This window comes from Nioella aestuarii (assembly GCF_050896395.1).
Taxonomy (GTDB): Bacteria; Pseudomonadota; Alphaproteobacteria; order Rhodobacterales; family Rhodobacteraceae; genus Nioella; species Nioella aestuarii.
In genome coordinates, this window is record NZ_JBPBBA010000061.1 from 1 (window position 1) to 13,753 (window position 13,753).

The following is a 13,753-nucleotide window of genomic DNA, read 5'->3' on the forward strand; positions in this document are numbered from 1 at the left end:
CATATTGGCTGCGATGAACCAGAAAACCTCCGTTACGAAAACCTCAAATCTGTCCCATAGGCGCTGACGTCAGACAAGGCTGCACTCACCTCTCCATCCGGGCACTCAGCCGTGTCATCCTGCGCGGCGCAAGCATGCCCGGTCTGAGCGCTGTCCTGACACGGGTTTTTCTGGGCGTGCAGGTCCGATGCTCCCATTCCCAGGGTCAGGATGACCACCAAGGTCAGGATTTGTGTAACAGGCATCCGCTGCATGTGAGGTCCAACTCAGGGTTCGTGTGATCGCCTATATACGGGCCGGACTTGCAGTGTCCGTCAAAGCCCCAACCGGCGCATTGACGTGCATCAAAGCGCAGCAGACCCTCTCCAAAGTTTGCAAACCTCACTGTTTCAAACGCCTTGGGCCTTGAAAAGCACGCGCCCCCTGGCCAAGGCCTGCCCGCCGAGCTTCTCCCTGATCCGATCCGGCAACTGTCGGGCACTCATGGCACGCGGATAGGCCAGTTCTTCCATCTCGGGCACGTCACCATAAAGCGCCTCGAACTCGGCGTAGTTGTCGAAGACCCGGCGGCTCACGTTGTCGATGCGGTGTATGGCAACAAAGTCCCACAGATTGTGAGTTCGATCATCACCAGATTGCGCATGCGCGGCGGCGGCGAATGACCGATTTTCGGGCTTCAAGTGCGGCACGGCGATGAAGGGGCGAAGGTCCGGTAATGGGATGTACCGGCTGCTTCACCCAGCAGGTTAGGCTTGGCCTGTTTCACCTGCAGATAGGAGAAGTAGCATGGCGGGTCTTGTCAGAAGGATTTCGGTTGAGAGGAGCAGGACAGCCTCGTAGCGTCGAAACATGACCAAATCCGACCCGTTCAAAGGCTTTCACAGCAGCCCGGAAATCATCCGCCTTGCGGTGATGCTGTACGTCCGCTTCCCATTGTCGCTCCGGAATGTCGAAGATCTACTGCACGAGCGCGGTGTCGATATCAGCCACGAGACGGTGCGGTACTGGTGGCACAGGTTTGGTCCCATGTTTGCCTCCGAGATCCGAAAGCGCCGGATCGAAGGGATGAAATCGAGCCGCTGGCGTTGGCACCTCGACGAAGTCTTTGTGAAGATCAATGGCGAGCGGCATTACCTCTGGCGGGCCGTCGATCACGAAGGGGAGGTTCTTGAGAGCTTCGTCACGAAGACGCGTGACAAGCGGGCGGCTTTGAAGTTCCTCAAGAAAGCAATGCGGAAACATGGTCAGCCCGAGGTCATCGTGACCGACAAACTCCGATCCTACGGTGCCGCGTTGAAGGAGATTGGCGCTGGCGACCGGCAGGAGACGGGTCGCTGGATGAACAACAGGGCAGAGAACTCGCACCTACCATTCCGACGACGGGAGCGGGCGATGCTCCGTTTTCGGCGGATGCGAAGTCTTCAGAAATTCGCCGCCGTCCACGCCTCCGTCTCAAACCATTTCAACCAGGAACGCAGTCTCTCCAGCAGACCCCTCTTCAAGGCCAACCGCGCCGCCGCTCTCGCCGAGTGGCGCGGTCTCTGCGCGGCATAAGGGACAACCAACCTGCCCTTGTGGAGACTGGTTCGAATCCGTCTGGCAGCACCCCATCAAGCGCTGCACGTCGGCATCTGCCTTGGCCAGAGCCTTGATCTCGGTGTCGATCGCTGCGACCCGGTCGTTGATCGTGGCCAACTCCGCCATCATGTCCGACAACATCGTCAGGATACGGTGCGACAGATCAGCGGTGCCTGTCGCAACCAATCTCACCAGTTCTATCTGGAAGACATGGCGACCTGTTCCGACCCGAATGCCGCGCTCCATCAGAAAGCCCCGGCCCTGATTGATAAGGCGTGTTCTTTCGGTTACCAGCCGCTCGCGGGCTCGATGCAGAGCCTGAAGATCAAGCTGCTCTTCCGATTTAATCGCGACGAATGACATTGTCGGGCGCGTCGCGGCCTCGGCGATCGCCTCCGCATCACGGTCATCATTTTTGTGAACCTTGACGTAGGGCCGGACATAAAGCGGCGACATCAGTCGAGGCTCATGTCCGTGTTGAAGGCAAAAACGACCAATGTGATGCGCGCCGCCGCAAGCCTCCATCGCAACAATGCAGGGGTCCATACCTTCCAAAAAGTCCAGCAACCGGTGACGTTGAAGACGCTTGCGGTACACGACCGCTCCTGCTGCGTCCAATCCCGCAAGGCTGCAAACGGTCTTGCCCAGATCAATGCCCAATACTTCGATACCCATCAGAATGCTCCTCTCTCTCCACCGATGCCCGCAACAATAGCTGCGGTTTGGCGGGAAGGCAGTTCATCCCATTAGCTCAGAGGAGATTCGATGGCACCGAACCAGTTCACTTCAGAAATCTTGCACTGTTACCGCACATTTTGGGCTGACTCCGCACCGGTTTCAATCGGGCGAACACGACAACGAAGCATTCCCACTTGTGCTTTCCATTCGCGGCTACAGGTCGCTAGGACCGCGACGAAACGTGGCTGTCGTAGGCTGAAAGTGAGCCGATCAAAGCTTGTCCTTGGTCAACAGAATGGCGCGCACAAAATTCTGCCCATACCGATCCTGTTGGTAGGTCCTTGAACTCTTCGGTGAGCATCAGCCGTGCGGTGTTGTCCATTGATGCCTCTGCAGCCATCAATGCTTCGCGAGGCATAAGAAGAGCGCGCAGAAGCGCCTTTTGCATATTGCGCGTTCCGATGACCCAAGCGGCCGTCCGGCTGATCGTTGCATCGAAGAAGTCGAGACCGATGCGGGTGCGCTCCAACAGGTCGGCAAACACCAATTCCTGCGCCATTTGCAAAATATCGTCGTTGAGGAGGATCACGTGATCACTGTCCCAACGCATTGGGCGTGAGACGTGTAGCAGGATTTGATCCAATGACAGGGCCACGGAACTCAGCTTGTCAGCTACGCTCTCGGTCGGGTGGAAATGCCCCATGTCGAGACACAACAGCGTTTTGTTGCGGATCGCGTAGCCGAGGTAGAACTCGTGGCTGCCCACAGTGCAGGCCTCTACCCCGATGCCGAACAGCTTGCTTTCCACGGCATCCAGCATCTGCGCGGGATCGTGGGCGTCAGCAAACATCGTATCAAGTGATGTTTCCAACCGGACGCGTGCAGACATGCGGTCCACAGGCGTGTCCTTATAGCCGTCCGGCACCCAGATGTTGTTGACACAGGCGCTGTTCAATTCGGCTCCCAAGCGTGCCGCAATTTCGCGGGAGCGTTTGCCGTGCTCAATCCAGAAGTCGCGGATGCCCGCATCCGGGTGGCTAAGGGTCAAGTTGTCATCGGCTTTCGCATGGGCGAAAAAGGTCGGATTGAAATCGAGGCCCAAGCCCTGTTCTTTCGCCCACTCCACCCACGGTGCGAAATGGTCGTACTCAATCTCATCGCGGTCCGGATTGGCGTCTGTATCAAGATACATCGCGTGCAGATTCAGTCGGTGATTGCCAGGGATTTGCCCATAGGCAAACTCTAGATCCGTGCGCAATTCATCTGGTGTGCGGGCGCGGCCGGGGTGGTTCCCGGTTGCCTGAATGCCGCCACCCGACGCACCGGTTTTGGCCTCAAACCCCACAACGTCGTCGCCCTGCCAGCAGTGCATGGAAATCGGGATTTGCGCCAGCCGATCCATTGCGGCCTCAGTATCTACGCCCCAATCAGCGAAGATCTGACGGGCGAGTGTGTAGTTCTGATTGCTCATGATCCAGCTCCTCTAGCGCGTAAACGCTTGGACGTTTCCGGCATCCACGTTGATGATGTTGCCGGTGGATTTTGCAGATAGATCTGCCGCAAAGAAATACGCCGCCTCAGCGATATCTTCGGGCAAGACCGAGCGTTTGAGCATGGAACGGTCGCGGTACATCGCCTCCAGCCCCTCCTTGTCAGTGCCATAGGTAGACGCGCGTTGATCCAGCCAGTCGCCTTGCCAAATTTTCGAACCGCGCAACACGGCATCAGGGTTCACGACGTTGACCCGAATGCCCGCCTCTGCGCCTTCCAGCGCAAGGCATCGGGCCAGATGCAACTCACTGGCCTTCGCTGTGCAGTAGGCGCTCGCATTGGGGCTGGCGGCGAGTCCGTTTTTAGAGCCGATGAACACCACCGAACCGCCCATGTCTTGTACCCGGAACAATTTGAACGCCTCTCGGCTGACCAAAAAGTAGCCGGTACTCAGGATATCCATGTTCTTTTGCCACAGCGCCAACGAGGTTTCTTCGATGGGCGCGGACGAGGCGATACCTGCGTTCGAAACGAGAATGTCGATGCCGCCGTATTCAGCGCTTGCGTTGGCAAAAGCTTCTGCCACAGCCGCTTCACTGGTGACGTTCATCGCGACTGTGCGCACAACGTCGTCAGAGAACTGCGTCGTCAGCGCTTCCGAAGTGGCCGCCAATGCGTTCTCGTCGATATCGGCCAGCACAACGCAGGCGCCCTCAGCCAGATAGCGGGCCGCCGTGGCGGACCCGATGCCGCCTGCCCCTCCTGTGACCAAAGCCACCCGTCCCGCGAGCGATTTGGGTTTCGGCATTCGCTGCAACTTCGCCTCTTCAAGTAGCCAATACTCAATATCGAAGGCTTCTTGCTCGGGCAGGCCGCAATAGGTGCTGACAGCGTTTGCTTCGCGCATAACGTTGATTGCATTGACGTAAAACTCGCCCGATATGCGGGCAGTCGCCTTGTCCTTTGCAAACGTGATCATGCCAACGCCGGGGACCAGATAGACCACGGCATTGGGATCACGGATTGCCGGGCTGTCGGCGTGTTTACAGCGTTCATAATATGCGGCGTAGTCATCTCGGTAGGCCGCGACTTGGGCAGGCAATCCATCCAGCACCGCGTCAACATCCGCCTTGGCCGGGTCAAAATCGATCACCAGCGGCCGGATCTTGGTGCGCAGGAAGTGATCTGGGCAAGACGTGCCAAGCGCGGCCAGCGCCTTCATGTCTCTGGCGTTCACGAAGTCCAGGACGGTGTCGCTGTCCTGAAAATGACCAACCATGTGATGCTGGCCCGAAACCATTCCCCGGATCGCGGGCATCAGGCGCGCGGCAATGGCGCGCCGTTCCGCTGCGGGTAGGCTGTTGTGAATTGCACCACCAAAAGCAGGAGTATCGGCGGTCTTCACCGCAAACCAATCCATCGCCTTCTGGATCACATCGACGGTCAACTCATAACACGCCTTGGCGTCGTCATCCCATGTAAACAGCCCATGGCTTTCCAGCACGACACCCTTCGCATTGGGGTTTTCGATGCAGAACTTCTCCAGCCACAGGCCCAGTTCGTATCCCGGCCTTTTCCACGGCAACCATCCGATGTCATCGCCAAACACTTCTTGTGTCAGCGCCTTGCTATCCGCCGCCGCTGCAATTGCGATGATCGCATCGGGGTGCATGTGATCGACGTGTTTACGCGGCACATAGGCGTGCAATGGTGTGTCGATAGAGGCGGCACGGGCATTCAGGTTGAACGTGCAATGGGGCAGGAGGGCCACCATCTCATCCTCAAATTCGACGCCGCGGTAGATCCCCTTTAGGGCGCGCAGCTTGTCCATATAGAGCGTCGCAAAGCCGTCCATCTTGATGGATCCAACGTCGCCACCCGATCCTTTGACCCACAAAACCTCGACCGTCTCGCCGCTGAGGGGATCGCTCTCCATCACTTTGGCAGATGTGTTTCCGCCGCCGTAATTGGTAATTCGCTTGTCAGACCCAAGCAGGTTGGAGCGGTATAGCAGCTTTTCCGACTCGGACATTGTCGCCGCTTTTGCATCCTCCCAAAGGTTTGATAACTGTGCTTTTTCAGTGGCTTCCAACATGCGATCTCTCCCGTTGAGCGGTGTGCGCCAGATCCAATTCGTTGTGGCTAAGCTGAGGTGGTTGCCAGGATAAGTCAATCACAAATGGTCATTTTCAATCATGCTGCGCCGCAGAATGATTGAAAATGATTTTTAATGATTGACAGGTGATCAGAAGAAGCGCCACGATTGGGGCAGGTTCGGGAGGAATCAATGCACGAGAAGGAACGCCACAACGTCATCCTGTCCGCGGTTCAGGAACGCCCAGTTGCAACCGTCGCGGATTTCTGCGCCCTGACTGGTGCATCCGAAGCGACCGTGCGGCGCGACATCAATACGCTGCACACCCAAAAGCGTCTGCGCCGAGTGCGTGGCGGGGCGGAGGCAATCACGCCCCCGCAGTTTGTGGGCCTCGCTGGCCGCACATTCGCTGTGAATGAAACCATTCGCGGCCCTGAAAAGCAGGCGATTGCGCGCGCCGCCGTAGAGCTATGCAACGATGGCGAAGCGATCATCATCAATGGCGGCACGACGACCTTTCAAATGGTGCACCCGCTGGCTATGCGCCGGATGCAAGTCTTCACCAACTCCTTCCCGATTGCCGAACATCTGCTGAAGAACTCCAAAAACACTGTGATGCTGTCAGGCGGCGTGATCTATCGCGAGCAGAACATCATTCTGTCTCCGTTTGACAACGACCTGACCCGCAACTTTGCTGCGAGCCGCATGTTTATGGGCGCTCAGGGCCTCGGACCGCTTGGTTTGATGGAGGCCGATCCCCTGCTGATCCAGGCCGAGACAAAGCTGATCGAGCAAGCCGATCAACTAGTGGTTCTGGCCGACAGTTCCAAGTTCGAGGTTCGCTCAAGCCTCGTGCTGTGTCCGCTAACGCGGATCGACGTGGTGATTACCGACGACGGCATCTCTGACCGCGCAGCATCCATGCTGGACGCGGCGGACATCAAACTGATCGTGGCGCAGACCAGCGCCACGGCGGAAACTGGGGCGGGTTAACCGCACCATCAGCTCATTCATAGGGAGGATACCAAATGAGCCTTACACGTAGAATTTTCGGCGGCACCGCATTGGCCGCAATGATGTTGGCTGGCAGCGCGGTCTACGCTGATGAGCATGACCCCATTCGCATCGCTGTTGTGGTCAAAGCACTAGGCATTGGCTTCTTTGAAGCTGCCAACGACGGCGCGATGGAAGCGGCGGAAGAGCTTGGCAACGTCGAGATCATTTATACCGGGCCCACATCCACCACGGCCGAGGGCCAGATTGAAGTGATCAACTCACTGATCGCTCAAGGCGTAGATGCAATCGTCATTTCCGCCAATGACCCCGACGCGTTGGTCCCGTCACTTCAACGCGCCATGCAGCGTGGAATCACCGTTCTGTCGTTTGACAGCGGTGTTGCGGAAGAAGGCCGTATGTTGCATCTCGCACCGTCGTCTGACGCCTTGATTGGCCGCACGATCATCCAACTGGCGGCAGATCATCTGCCCGATGGCGGGCAAGTGGCGCTTTTGTCAGCAACTGCCACATCCACAAACCAGAACACTTGGATCGCAGAGATGAACGCGGTGATGGGTGACTATCCCAACATCGAAGTTGTGGCGACGGTATACGGCGATGACCTTGCGGATCGCTCCTATCGCGAAGCTGTTGGCCTGATGCAGACCTACCCGGATCTGGACGCGATCATCGCGCCGACTTCTGTTGGTATTGTGGCCGCAGCCCAAGCCGTGGTGGACCAGGACATGGTCGGCCAAGTGAACGTCACGGGCCTTGGCCTTCCGTCCGAGATGGCAGGCGCCATCGAGTCCGGCGCGTCGCAGTCCTTCGCCATCTGGAACCCCATCGATCTGGGCTATGCCGCGACGATGCTGGCGTATGAGCTGTCCGTCAACGAGGTGGTTGCAGAACCTGGCGCGGTCATCCCCATGGGCCGCATGGGCGAGCTGACGTTGGATGACACCACAACAGGTGCCATGGCAAACCCGTTCACCTATGACGCGTCCAACATCGAGCAGTTCCGCGAAATCTTCTGATTTCCGGCACCTCCCGTCCGATGCGCCTGACCTTTCAGGCGCGTCGGGCATCCTCATCCCGAATGGATATTCCGCGATGCAACCCGCTCATCAAACAGCCAGTGCAGATGATAGGCCTGTCCTAAAGCTGTCCGGGATCACGAAGGTCTTTCCCGGTGTAAAAGCCCTGAATGAAGTCTCGCTAGAGCTATACCCCGGCCAGGTGACCGCGCTGATCGGAGAGAATGGCGCGGGGAAATCGACGATTGTGAAGGTTCTTACCGGAATCTACCGATCTGATGGCGGGACGATCACCGTCGATGGTACGCAAGTCACATTCACCTCCGCCGAGGATGCAACCACTGCTGGCATCACCGCGATCCATCAGGAAACGGTTCTGTTTGACGAACTGTCGGTGGCCGAGAATATCTTCATCGGCCACGCGCCCCGTGCCAGGTTCGGTCTGATTGACACCGCCGCGATGAACACCCTCGCCCAAGAAATCCTGGACCGGATCGACGCGCCTTTGAATGCCACTACGCCGCTCAAAGACCTCGGTATCGCCAATAAGCACCTTGTTGCCATCGCCCGCGCACTCTCCGTCGACGCGCGCGTGGTGATTATGGATGAACCGACTGCCGCGCTATCGCAAAAAGAGATTGAAGAGTTGTATGAGCTGGTTGATCGCCTCAAGGCCGAGGGTCGTGCGATCTTGTTTATCTCTCACAAGTTCGATGAGATTTTCCGCATCGCGGATCGTTATGCCGTCTTCCGTGATGGCGAGCATGTGGGCCAGGGCTTGATGGCCGATGTGACCGAAGGTGACCTGGTGCAGCTGATGGTTGGCCGCGCCGTTGATCAGATATTTCCGACTCGTGCCGCCAACACAGGTGCGCAGTTTCTGCGCGTCGACGGCTACAGCCATCCGACTGAGTTCGATAACATCTCGCTAACCTTGAACGCAGGCGAGATCCTCGGGTTCTACGGCCTCGTCGGGGCAGGACGGTCTGAGTTCATGCAATCCATGTTCGGCATCACCAAGCCGTCCGCTGGAACGCTTTGGATTGACGAGGCGAATGTCACAATCAACTCACCCGCCGATGCCATCGCCAACGGGATCGTCTACGTGCCGGAAGATCGCGGCGCGCAAGGGGCCATTCTTGGCCTGCCGATTTTCCAGAACGTGACCTTGCCATCGCTGTCGCAAACCTCTCGCTCCGGGTTTCTAAAGCTGGCGAATGAGTTCGCCCTAGCGCGCGAGTATACGGAACGGCTGGATCTTCGCGCGGCCGCGCTGGATCAGGACGTCGGCAACCTGTCGGGCGGAAACCAGCAAAAGGTGGTCATCGCCAAATGGCTGGCCACCAAGCCTAAGGTGATCATCTTGGATGAGCCCACGAAAGGCATCGATATCGGATCGAAAGCCGCCGTGCATGGATTCATGGCAGAATTGGCGGCTGAGGGATTGGCGGTCATCATGGTGTCGTCCGAGATCCCCGAGATCCTTGGCATGTCTGACCGGGTGATCGTCATGCGGGAAGGTTTGATCGCGGCAGAATTGACTCGCGATGAACTAAGCCCCGAGACACTCGTGCGCCTCGCCGCTGGAATTGGACCAAAGGTTCATGAAGAAGAAGCAGGAGCAAGCGCATGATCCGCATTCTAAAATCCCGTGAGATGCTGCTGGTGGGTGTGATCCTCGTCCTGGTAGCCCTGATCGCGAGCCGTTTTCCGGCGTTCATCCAGCCTGCAAATCTGGTGAATGTGTTTACCGATACTTCACCGCTGATCATCCTCGCTGTTGGCCAGGCCGTTGTGATCCTGACGCGCTGCATTGACCTTTCGGTCGCGGCAAACCTGGCGTTAACGGGCATGGTCTGTGCCATGATCAACGTGGCGTATCCCGACCTGCCGATCCCGGTGATAATCGCGGTTGCACTGATCCTTGGCGCTGGATTGGGGGCGATCAACGGCATCCTTGTGTGGAAGCTAACGATCCCCCCCATCGTCGTCACCCTTGGCACGCTCACCATCTACCGCGGCATCATCTTCGTCATTTCCGATGGAGCGTGGGTCAACGCACACGAAATGTCGCCTGCTTTCACGGGTTTTCCGCGCGCTGAGATCCTTGGCCTACCCGTCCTCGCATGGCTCGCGATCATCACCGCAATCGTGTTCTTCGTCGTCATCGCCCGCACGCCCCTTGGCCGCGCGTTCTATGCGGTCGGCGGCAATCCCCATGCGGCGATCTATGCAGGTATCAACGTCGGCAAAACGCAGTTCTGGGCGTTCGTGTTGTCTGGCATATTGGCCGGTCTGACGGGCTATCTTTGGGTCGCCCGCTACTCCGTGGCATATGTCGACATCGCCAAGGGGTTCGAATTGGAGGTCGTCGCCGCCTGCGTCATCGGTGGCATCGCCATCGCAGGCGGTGCAGGCAGCCTTATGGGTGCCATCCTTGGCGCACTGTTTCTGGGCATCATCAAGAACGCGCTGCCCGTGGTCGGCATTTCACCGTTCTGGCAGCTGGCCATTTCGGGCGCGGCCATCGTGATCGCGGTCTCGTTCAACGCCCGCGCCGGTCGCGCTAAAGGCCGCATCATCCTGAAACGCGCTGAAGCTGAAGCGCAAGGAGCACACGCGACATGAGTGACACAGCCCGCCATTTGCCCGACCGACTGCAAAGCCCGATCTTCAAGGCGTTCAAATCATGGGAGACGCTGCTGCTGGCCATTGCGATTGTGATCTTCACCACCAACAGCTTCATGTCGCCTTATTTTCTGGATGCCTGGAACCTGAGCGATGCCACGTTCAACTTCACCGAAAAGGCGATGATTGCCTTTGCCATGGCGCTGCTGATTGTGGCGGGTGAAATCGACCTCAGCGTAGCGTCCATCATCGCGCTGACCTCTACCGCCATGGGGTATGCGCTGCAATTCGACGTAGGCGTAGTCACGTTGGTGATCATTGGCCTTACGACGGGTCTCATCTGCGGTGCGTTTAACGGATTTCTGGTCACCGGCCTTGGGCTGCCGAGCATCGTCGTGACCATCGGTACGATGAGCCTGTTTCGCGGCATTTCCTACATCATCCTCGGTGATCAGGGCTTCCGTGGTTATCCGTCGGAGTTCAGCTATTTCGGTCAAGGCTACGTCTACTGGGTGATCTCGTTCGAGTTCGCGCTTTTTGCCGTGCTCGCAATCCTCTATTACGTTCTTCTGCATCGCACCAATTTTGGCCGCGCTGTCTATGCGATCGGCAATAACCCTACGGGCGCCTTGTTTAGCGGCATACGCGTGGCGCGGGTGAAGTTCATCCTGTTCCTTCTGACGGGTCTGATGTCGGGGGTCGCCGCGATTTGTCTGACCGCTCGCCTTGGGTCCACCCGTCCCACCATTGCGCTGGGGTGGGAATTGGAAATCGTCACCATGGTCGTGCTGGGTGGCGTCAACATCCTTGGCGGATCGGGCAGCGTTCAAGGCGTCGTCATCGCGGCCTTCGTGATGGGAATGGTGACGTTCGGCCTTGGATTGTTGAATGTACCGGGCATTGTGATGTCGATCTTCATCGGCTGCTTGCTGATTGGCGTCATCGCGCTGCCGCGCCTATGGGCTCAGGTCCAAAACCGCCGGAGGAGCTGATGGAGAAATATGCCTTTAAAATGCAGCTCAATCCCGGCTGCAAAGAGGAATACAGCGCTCGCCACGATGCGATCTGGCCGGAATTGGTGGATTTGCTGAAGCAGGCAGGAGTGTCGGATTACTCCATTCACCTTGATGAGGAAACGGGCATCTTGTTTGGCGTGCTCTGGCGGACGAACGATCATGGAATGGACGCTTTGCCGGATCATCCTGTGATGCAGCGCTGGTGGGCGCATATGGCTGACATCATGCAGACCCATCCAGACAATGCGCCTGTCGCCACACCGCTTGCGCCCCTGTTCCACCTGCCATGACCCATATCGCTGTCATCGACATTGGCAAAACGAACGCAAAGCTGGCGCTGGTGGATCGCGCCACTTTGTCGGAGGTCGCGGTCGTGACCCGGCCCAATACGGTCTTGGCCGGCCCGCCTTGGCCGCATTTCGACTTGGAGGGTCACTGGGACTTCTTGTTGGACAGCCTCGCCAGCTTCCACGCAGCCCATTTAATAGACGCCATCTCGATTACGACCCATGGCGCATCCTGTGTGCTTCTGGACACGGAGGGAGGGCTGGCTGCGCCGATGCTGGACTATGAGCACCCCGGTCCCGATGACCTGTCAGACACCTATGACCGGCTGAGACCATCGTTCCGCGAAACCGGCTCCGCACGGCTTTCCGGCGGCCTCAACATGGGCGCGCAGCTGCATTGGATGTTCACGCAGGATCCGACCTTGAAGGACCGCACCGCGCAGATCCTGACCTATCCGCAATACTGGGCCTTCCGCCTGACCGGCATCGCCGCAACGGAACGGACCTCACTGGGGTGCCACACGGACCTCTGGTGCCCGGACCAAGATGCGCCGTCCTCATTGGTTCGATCACTGGGGATCGACGACAAGATTGCACCCGTGCGTATGGCATCTGACATTTTGGGCACCATTACGTCACAGGTCGCAACGCGTACAGGCTTGCCCGCGGACACACCGGTCACCTGTGGAATCCACGATTCAAATGCCTCGCTATTGCCCCATCTTTTGGCTCGGACGTCACCGTTTTCAGTTGTTTCCACAGGGACCTGGATTATTGCGATGACGGTCGGGGGAACCAATCCGTCGCTGGACCCAGACAGAGATACTCTGATCAACGTCAACGCATTTGGCCGTCCGGTGCCCTCTGCTCGCTTCATGGGGGGGCGCGAGTTTGAGCAGATTGTAGCGGGCGTTCAAGCCGTGCCAACCTCTGCGGATGTGGACGCCGTTTTGGCAAACGGCACCATGCTGATGCCTGCAGTGGAACAATCCACCGGACCGTTTGCAGGGTGTAAAAGTGTTTGGTTGCCGCAGGAGCCGGATATCGGCACTGGCCAGCGCAGCGTTGCAGCGGCCTATTACTGCGCGATGGTGACCGCGACCTGTCTCTCCCTCACCGGGCACCAGGGTGATATCGTCGTCGAAGGGCCATTTGCGGGAAACATGGAATTTCTGTCCATGCTGACGGTTGCGACAGGGTGTTCAGTCATAGCAGCTGAGAACGCGACTGGCACCAGCCAAGGCGCCGCGCTGTTGATCTGTGAGAACTCGAGCCAACCAGTTGATAATGTGTATGAAATCACCGAGGCGGAGCGAACCATTTTGGCACGCTACGCCGCGAACTGGCGCAAGCTGTGTGCCAGAAACTGTATGTCTCAGCTCAACTGAAAAAATATAGTTGCTGACCTGCCAGGTTCAGATGCACCTCTTCGCACAGGATGTCGACCATCTGCCGGTCACCACCGGGTTGGCGTTCCAGCTTGCGCTGCACGCGACGGATCGCGGTCGGCAGGTCCTATCCCTTGAAGGGTGCCCCGTTGCGAAGGGCACCGGGTTTGCGGGCCAGTACGGGTATGGGCTCTGTCAGAATAACTTGCCTTGAGCCCGCAGCGGCCGGCCGGTAGCGTTCGTTCATGACGAAACCCAGTCCTTTCAAGTGGTTCAAAACGAGCCCCGAAATCATCCGCTTGGCCGTAATGCTCTTTGTGCGGTTCCCGCTTTCGCTGCGGAATGTCGAGGATTTGCTTCACGAGCGTGGCGTGGACGTAAGCCACGAAACCATCCGATTCTGGTGGCACCGGTTCGGGCCGATGTTCGCGAACGAGATCCGAAAACGCAGGATCGAAGGCATGAAATCCAGCCAGTGGCGCTGGCATCTGGATGAGGTTTTCGTCAAGATCAACGGCCAACGGCATTACCTCTGGCGGGCCGTAGATCACGAGGGTGA

13 protein-coding genes are annotated in these 13,753 nt (G+C 58.1%); 9 read left to right on the top strand and 4 right to left on the bottom strand.

Annotated elements, in window-relative coordinates; translation table 11 throughout:
• Positions 1–389: 389 nt before the first annotated feature.
• Positions 390–575, bottom strand: a complete 186-nt coding sequence (locus ACROHD_RS20010; RefSeq protein WP_432680217.1) for a hypothetical protein — start codon at positions 573–575, stop codon at positions 390–392.
• Between the two features lie 274 nt (positions 576–849).
• Between ACROHD_RS20010 and ACROHD_RS20015 the strand changes: the two genes are divergently transcribed.
• The gene (locus tag ACROHD_RS20015; RefSeq protein WP_432680218.1) at positions 850–1,554 is read left to right on the top strand and encodes an IS6 family transposase; all 705 of its coding nucleotides are present in this window, start codon (positions 850–852) and stop codon (positions 1,552–1,554) included.
• On the opposite strand, the gene ACROHD_RS20020 is transcribed toward ACROHD_RS20015, so the two are convergent.
• From ACROHD_RS20020 to ACROHD_RS20030, 3 genes are all read right to left on the bottom strand, one after another.
• Complete coding sequence (locus ACROHD_RS20020) at positions 1,453–2,253, bottom strand: IS110 family RNA-guided transposase (RefSeq protein ID WP_432680219.1); 801 nt, start codon at positions 2,251–2,253, stop codon at positions 1,453–1,455. The two genes, ACROHD_RS20015 and ACROHD_RS20020, sit on opposite strands and share 102 nt — an antisense overlap.
• Before the next feature lie 226 nt (positions 2,254–2,479).
• Positions 2,480–3,727, bottom strand: coding sequence for an L-rhamnose isomerase (locus tag ACROHD_RS20025; RefSeq protein ID WP_432680220.1), 1,248 nt, complete (start codon positions 3,725–3,727; stop codon positions 2,480–2,482).
• A 12-nt stretch (positions 3,728–3,739) separates the two neighbouring features.
• A complete protein-coding gene (locus ACROHD_RS20030; RefSeq protein ID WP_432680221.1) occupies positions 3,740–5,842 on the bottom strand; it encodes a bifunctional rhamnulose-1-phosphate aldolase/short-chain dehydrogenase in 2,103 nt (700 codons plus the stop codon).
• A 192-nt stretch (positions 5,843–6,034) separates the two neighbouring features.
• Between ACROHD_RS20030 and ACROHD_RS20035 the strand changes: the two genes are divergently transcribed.
• The 8 genes from ACROHD_RS20035 to ACROHD_RS20070 all read left to right on the top strand — a co-directional run.
• Positions 6,035–6,835 (top strand): DeoR/GlpR family DNA-binding transcription regulator, encoded by an 801-nt coding sequence (locus ACROHD_RS20035; protein WP_432680222.1) that lies wholly within the window; start codon positions 6,035–6,037, stop codon positions 6,833–6,835.
• 35 nt (positions 6,836–6,870) lie between these two features.
• Positions 6,871–7,875 carry a rhamnose ABC transporter substrate-binding protein gene (gene rhaS / locus ACROHD_RS20040; protein ID WP_432680223.1) on the top strand — a complete coding sequence of 335 codons (1,005 nt, stop codon included), beginning with the start codon at positions 6,871–6,873 and terminating at the stop codon, positions 7,873–7,875.
• Between the two features lie 76 nt (positions 7,876–7,951).
• The gene (locus tag ACROHD_RS20045; RefSeq protein WP_432680224.1) at positions 7,952–9,508 is read left to right on the top strand and encodes a sugar ABC transporter ATP-binding protein; all 1,557 of its coding nucleotides are present in this window, start codon (positions 7,952–7,954) and stop codon (positions 9,506–9,508) included.
• The gene (locus ACROHD_RS20050) at positions 9,505–10,503 is read left to right on the top strand and encodes an ABC transporter permease (RefSeq protein ID WP_432680225.1); all 999 of its coding nucleotides are present in this window, start codon (positions 9,505–9,507) and stop codon (positions 10,501–10,503) included. The genes ACROHD_RS20045 and ACROHD_RS20050 overlap by 4 nt, the downstream gene beginning before the upstream one ends.
• Positions 10,500–11,495, top strand: a complete 996-nt coding sequence (locus ACROHD_RS20055; RefSeq protein WP_432680226.1) for an ABC transporter permease — start codon at positions 10,500–10,502, stop codon at positions 11,493–11,495. Before ACROHD_RS20050 ends, ACROHD_RS20055 begins: the two co-directional genes overlap by 4 nt.
• Positions 11,495–11,809, top strand: coding sequence for an L-rhamnose mutarotase (rhaM, locus tag ACROHD_RS20060; protein ID WP_432680227.1), 315 nt, complete (start codon positions 11,495–11,497; stop codon positions 11,807–11,809). Before ACROHD_RS20055 ends, rhaM begins: the two co-directional genes overlap by 1 nt.
• The gene (locus ACROHD_RS20065; protein ID WP_432680228.1) at positions 11,806–13,194 is read left to right on the top strand and encodes an FGGY-family carbohydrate kinase; all 1,389 of its coding nucleotides are present in this window, start codon (positions 11,806–11,808) and stop codon (positions 13,192–13,194) included. The genes rhaM and ACROHD_RS20065 overlap by 4 nt, the downstream gene beginning before the upstream one ends.
• A gap of 245 nt (positions 13,195–13,439) precedes the next feature.
• Positions 13,440–13,753, top strand: a 314-nt coding sequence (locus tag ACROHD_RS20070) for a DDE-type integrase/transposase/recombinase (RefSeq protein WP_432680229.1), incomplete at its 3' end; no start/stop codon positions are given.

Excerpts from the sequence above, each read along its gene's own strand:
- ACROHD_RS20065 (WP_432680228.1), top strand. The coding sequence starts at position 11,806 with ATGACCCATATCGCTGTCATCGACATTGGCAAAACGAACGCAAAGCTG.
- ACROHD_RS20045 (WP_432680224.1), top strand. The coding sequence starts at position 7,952 with ATGCAACCCGCTCATCAAACAGCCAGTGCAGATGATAGGCCTGTCCTA.
- ACROHD_RS20055 (WP_432680226.1), top strand. The coding sequence starts at position 10,500 with ATGAGTGACACAGCCCGCCATTTGCCCGACCGACTGCAAAGCCCGATC.
- rhaS (WP_432680223.1), top strand. The coding sequence starts at position 6,871 with ATGAGCCTTACACGTAGAATTTTCGGCGGCACCGCATTGGCCGCAATG.
- ACROHD_RS20030 (WP_432680221.1), bottom strand. The coding sequence starts at position 5,842 with ATGTTGGAAGCCACTGAAAAAGCACAGTTATCAAACCTTTGGGAGGAT.
- rhaM (WP_432680227.1), top strand. The coding sequence starts at position 11,495 with ATGGAGAAATATGCCTTTAAAATGCAGCTCAATCCCGGCTGCAAAGAG.
- ACROHD_RS20015 (WP_432680218.1), top strand. The coding sequence starts at position 850 with ATGACCAAATCCGACCCGTTCAAAGGCTTTCACAGCAGCCCGGAAATC.
- ACROHD_RS20020 (WP_432680219.1), bottom strand. The coding sequence starts at position 2,253 with ATGGGTATCGAAGTATTGGGCATTGATCTGGGCAAGACCGTTTGCAGC.
- ACROHD_RS20025 (WP_432680220.1), bottom strand. The coding sequence starts at position 3,727 with ATGAGCAATCAGAACTACACACTCGCCCGTCAGATCTTCGCTGATTGG.
- ACROHD_RS20035 (WP_432680222.1), top strand. The coding sequence starts at position 6,035 with ATGCACGAGAAGGAACGCCACAACGTCATCCTGTCCGCGGTTCAGGAA.
- ACROHD_RS20050 (WP_432680225.1), top strand. The coding sequence starts at position 9,505 with ATGATCCGCATTCTAAAATCCCGTGAGATGCTGCTGGTGGGTGTGATC.